Source organism: Pseudarthrobacter sp. C4D7, assembly GCF_013359725.1.
Classification (GTDB): Bacteria; Actinomycetota; Actinomycetes; order Actinomycetales; family Micrococcaceae; genus Arthrobacter.
In genome coordinates this window covers 1-4,633 of sequence record NZ_JABFMW010000052.1, presented here as the reverse complement: position 1 = coordinate 4,633, position 4,633 = coordinate 1, and the positions used below count along the sequence as shown (strand labels likewise).

The window sequence follows — 4,633 nt, the reverse complement described above, 5'->3', positions numbered from 1 at the left end:
ACACCCATCAAGCATCCCGCCTAAACCAACCCAGGTTTAGGAGACACGCCCTAGTCGAAGAAACCCACGATGTAGCCGATGAAGAACAGCAGGAACAGCAGGACGCCCGCGCCGATGGCCGCCAGCCAGAAGATCTGCTGCCCCCGGCCCGAACCGGGCTGTCGGGGCTCCTGCGTTCCTGCCACGGAACCCTCGCCCGGCGGAGTCTCTCCCGGAGGCACGCCGCCGCCGGGCTCCAGGCCCGTGATCTTGTCGTCTTCCGGATCCGGATTGGTTCCCGACACGTTGGCTCCCTTGCTTGAAGTCTGGTTTTCCCAGCGTAACCGGCCCCGGTGATTGGTCCTAGGCTGGTGCAGTGACTTTCCTTGAACCCCTTACCCTGACCGGCCGCCATGTAATCCTGGAGCCGCTCGCCGTGGCACACCACGACGGGTTGGTGGACGCGGCCAGGGACGGCGAACTGTGGAGGCTCTGGTACACGTCGGTGCCTGCGCCGGATGCCATGGCGGCTGAAATCCGGCGGCGGCTTACCCTGCAGGATCAGGGGTCCATGTTGCCCTTCACCACCCGGCTCATCGATCCAGGCACCGGCGGGCCCGGCCGCATCGTCGGCATGACCACGTACATGAACATCGACGCCGCGACTCCCCGCGTCGAGATCGGCTCAACCTGGAACGCGGCCTCCGTGCAGGGGACGGGCACCAACCCCGACTCGAAGCTCCTGCTGCTCCGTCACGCCTTCGAAACCATCGGCTGCCCCGCCGTGGAGTTCAGGACGCATTGGCTCAACCACCAGTCGCGGGAGGCCATCGCCCGGCTGGGAGCCAAGCAGGACGGCGTGCTCCGCAGCCATTCACGGACCAGCGACGGAAACCTGCGGGATACCGTGGTGTTCTCCATCCTGGACCATGAATGGCCCGCGGTGCGTGCCGGACTGGAATACCGGCTGGCCCGCCGCGCCCAGGGAGCGGAGCGCACCCTGGGCGCTGACCGTGCTCAGGGAGCGGAGTAGACGCCCGAACTGCTCAGCGCAGCGAAGTAGGCCTGGTAGCCCGCGGCGTTCGGGTGGAAGCCATCGGGCGCGGGGCCAAGGTTGATCCACGGTTCTGGCGACAAAGCGCCGTGGCCGAGGAAGGCGGCCCGCACATCGACGTACTGCACTTTAGGGTCCCCGGCAGTGGAGGCGTCGGCATCCTTCGCCGCAGCGTCGATCGTATCGTCCAGCCGATTCGCCAGGTCGGTGGCGGTGTAGATGAACTGTGCTGCCGGGTCGGTCATCCCTGCCGGGATTGGGTCCAGGAGGTACGGATAGCCGGTCACCACAATCCTGGCGTTTGGCGCTGCCGCCCGCACGCTCTGGATCATCGCAAGCAGGTCATTTTTTAGCTGGCCGCTCTGAAGCTGTATTTGCGCCCGGCCGAGGGCACTGCCACATTCAGAAGCCGGTGGGAGTTGCGCCAGGACGACTCCGCAATAGTTGATGATGTCCCCGAAGCCGATGTTGTTGCCGCCCGCGGTGATGGTCACCAGTTCCGTGCTCTTGTTCAGCTGCCGAAGCTGGGTGTTCACCACATCCCAGGTGGTCTTCCCGCTGCACGCAGCGTTGACCACCAGTTTGATGGCCTTGTCCGCGCCCGCGAGCTCTGAATAGGCGTTGTCGCTGCGATAGCAGGTGTCCAGGTAGGGGCCGGCTCCTTGCCCGGCGGCATAAGAGTCTCCCAGTGCAATGTATTTCGTTTTGTCCACGGCCTGGGCCGGGGCCGCTGCCATGCCGGCGGTGATTGCCAGGGCTGCGAGGGCGGCTGCGAAAGCCGGACGGCGCCGCTGTACTGCTTGACTTGCCATGAATTTCCCCTTTGATCATCGCGCAGGTGCGTACGTGCCACAGTATTGCCACCCGGCACAGTCCAGCAGGCCTTTGTGCCGTGGTGGATTTTTCGATGCTGTGCAGTGACCTTGTCCAGGGACGTGTGATTAGCTGTGCGGATGAGTGACAAGGGCACGCCTGTCGACTGGGACGGCGCCGTCAACGCCTGGCACATTTCCGGCGGGATCTACCGGATGGGGCGGCGCGAGTGGCTGACGGAAGGAGGCTGGCGGCAAGCGTTCGACGACGGCGTCCGCACCGTTGTGGACCTGCGCAATGCAGCTGAGGCGCAGCGCCGGACCAGTGACCCGGAGGTGCCTGACACGGCCTGGGCAGGCATTGACGTGGTGCAGGCACCCACGGAGGAAGCTGGTGATCCGCGTTTTACGGCCGTCACCGGTCCCTACCTGAACGATCCCGCGCACTACGCCGAGAATGCACGGCTTTTTCCCCGCAAACTGGTGGGCGTCTTCCGGGCCATCGCCACCGCAGCACCCAAGGGGGACGTGGTGGTGCACTGCGCCGCCGGCCGCGACCGCAGCGGAATGGTGGCGGCCATGGTCCAGGACCTGGCGGGCGACTCCGATGAAGCAATCGCCGAGGGCTACCGGCGGGCCGCCCGCGGCATCAACGAGCGCTACCGGACCCACGGCCCGCCACACAGCAGGGAGCGCTACCTGGCCGAAGCTGAGCTGGAGCCCCTGCTGGAGCGGCGCGGGCTCGCAGTGGTGGAATTCGTCCGCGGACTCCGCACGCGCAGCTTCCTGCTGGCGCACGGTTTGCGGCAGGCAGAGCTGGAGTCCGTTTCCGCGTTGGCGGGCCGAAAGATACCCTTGTGACTTAAGTTACTGATGTGGTCCCGGATACTGGCGGGGCCGCAGTCGCAGGGCGCCTGAACCTGGCGTGGATGAGTTGAACGGCGAACGCGATGAAGAGAATTTCTGCTGCAGGAACCCTGGCCGGTGTCGTGCTGTCCTTCGGCCTGTCTGCTTCCCCCGCGTTGGCTGTTCCGGCACCGGCCGGCCCGGACGGACCCAGCGTGGCACCCGCGCCCCACGTCCCAGGCACGCCCGCCGGGGGAGCGGCCCCCTCCGCCGCCGCGGCTGCGCCGCCTGTTTCTGCAGGACCGTCGAGCGCGGGCCTTGCCGAAGCGCTCCGGCGGGACCTTGGCATCAGCCTGGCCGAATTCAATGCAGCCGGTGAAGTGGGCCGACGGGCTGCGGAGGCCGCACCCATCCTGCAGGCCCAGCCCGGCTTTGTGGGTATCAGCCTGGACGCCGGCACCATCAGGGTGGACGGTGCCGGCCCCGAACTCCGGGCGGCCGTGGATAACTTGAACGGCGCCGGTCCTGCCATCTTCGTCCTGGTTCCGCCGGCGGCAGGGATTCCGTCAACGCCCGCGCCAGCCACTGGATCCCCGGCGCTGCAGGATCCGTCCCCGGAAGGGCCGGCACTGCTCGCCGGCAACCTCGACCAGCTGTACCAGGCATACATCCGGGATGTCGGCGCCCGGGGCCTGCAGGCAATTGCCTACACCGGTGGGCACTTCGTCATCCGGACGGGGTCCGTCAACACCGCCGAGTCCGTGACCCCGGCCAACCAGCCGGGCACCGCAGCCGCCCAGCCATCCGCACCCGGCAAAATGACGCCGGCACAATTCGTGGCGCGGTATGCCAACGTCACACTGGAAAAGGGTGCAGCCGTCAAAACCGAGGGCGACCTCCTGGGCGGCCAAGGCTACTACGCCGACAACCTCGCCATCTGCTCCGCCGGTTTCAGCGGGTTCAACCCGGCCGGCCTTCCGGTCGTCCTGACGGCAGGGCACTGCGCCGAGGACGGGCTGGCACGGCACGCAGCGGTGGAGCCGCCATCCTGGGCGCCCGCAAGCGGACCCGGCGCCACCACGCCCCAGCCGTTGCCTCCACTCTCACCGCTCGGCGCCTTCGGGTTCAGCCAGTTTGGCGGGCCCGGGAACTCTGCGGCAACGGACGGATCCGTACCGGGGACCGACATCGCCGTGATCCAGGACATCACACCGTCAGTGGACCCCACGCCGGCAACGTCCACCTGGGACAACCCCACGACGCCGGATCCGGTCAAAATTGTGGGAACCGCGGCACCTTTCCAAGGCCAGGACGTGTGCAGGTCCGGGCGGACGTCCGGATGGAAATGCGGCACGGTGGACGCGGTGGGCATCTGGATGATGCCCGGCGCAAAGAGTGTTCCGCCCAATTACGACAATGATCTCCGCCCGGTCCGCGCCTTTGACTCGTCCACGGTCAGGTCGGCAGGAGGCGACTCCGGCGGCCCCTGGATCAGTGGAAACTTCGCCGTTGGCACCCATACCGGGGCTGAAAGCGTGAACGGCGTGCAGACGCGTGCCATCGCCGCCACCCTGGAAGACGCCCTGACGGTGATTCCCGGCTACCAACTGGAACTGTTCCTGAACAAGCCCGCGCTCACCTCTCCCGGGCCGGGTGGAACATACCAGCCGGGACAGGCCATCGGCGGGCAGGTCCCCGCGGCACCCGCGTCTGCCGTTGCCGCCGGATCCACGGTCCGGATCACACTCCACGGCAAGGACCCGTTCGAGGTGCCCGTGGATGCCGCCGGCAACTGGACCTTCACGGCTCCGCAAGGGACGGACAATCTGCGGTTCACCGCGGAAACCGTGAACGGCTACAGCAGGTCGGGTGCCGCCGGCTTTGAAATTGAGGCAGCAGCACCGCCCGCCCCGCCGGTCAGCCCCGCCCCGCCGGTCAGCCC

Annotated in this window: 5 protein-coding genes; 3 read left to right on the top strand and 2 right to left on the bottom strand. The window is 67.3% G+C overall.

Annotation, left to right across the window (positions count from 1 at the left end; translation table 11 throughout):
* Positions 1 to 50: 50 nt before the first annotated feature.
* Positions 51 to 284, bottom strand: coding sequence for a DUF6480 family protein (locus tag HNO81_RS19790; protein WP_175319797.1), 234 nt, complete (start codon positions 282 to 284; stop codon positions 51 to 53).
* Positions 285 to 355: 71 nt separating this feature from the next.
* Between HNO81_RS19790 and HNO81_RS19785 the strand changes: the two genes are divergently transcribed.
* Positions 356 to 1,012 (top strand): GNAT family N-acetyltransferase, encoded by a 657-nt coding sequence (locus tag HNO81_RS19785; RefSeq protein WP_175319796.1) that lies wholly within the window; start codon positions 356 to 358, stop codon positions 1,010 to 1,012.
* On the opposite strand, the gene HNO81_RS19780 is transcribed toward HNO81_RS19785, so the two are convergent.
* On the bottom strand, positions 997 to 1,845 hold the full coding sequence (locus HNO81_RS19780) for an SGNH/GDSL hydrolase family protein (RefSeq protein ID WP_175319795.1): 849 nt from the start codon (positions 1,843 to 1,845) through the stop codon (positions 997 to 999). The two genes, HNO81_RS19785 and HNO81_RS19780, sit on opposite strands and share 16 nt — an antisense overlap.
* Before the next feature lie 141 nt (positions 1,846 to 1,986).
* On the opposite strand from HNO81_RS19780, the gene HNO81_RS19775 reads away from it, so the two are divergent.
* Together HNO81_RS19775 and HNO81_RS19770 are read left to right on the top strand one after the other, a co-directional pair.
* Positions 1,987 to 2,706 carry a tyrosine-protein phosphatase gene (locus tag HNO81_RS19775; protein ID WP_175319794.1) on the top strand — a complete coding sequence of 240 codons (720 nt, stop codon included), beginning with the start codon at positions 1,987 to 1,989 and terminating at the stop codon, positions 2,704 to 2,706.
* Between the two features lie 89 nt (positions 2,707 to 2,795).
* On the top strand, positions 2,796 to 4,633 hold a 1,838-nt coding region (locus HNO81_RS19770), incomplete at its 3' end, for a S1 family peptidase (RefSeq protein ID WP_175319793.1).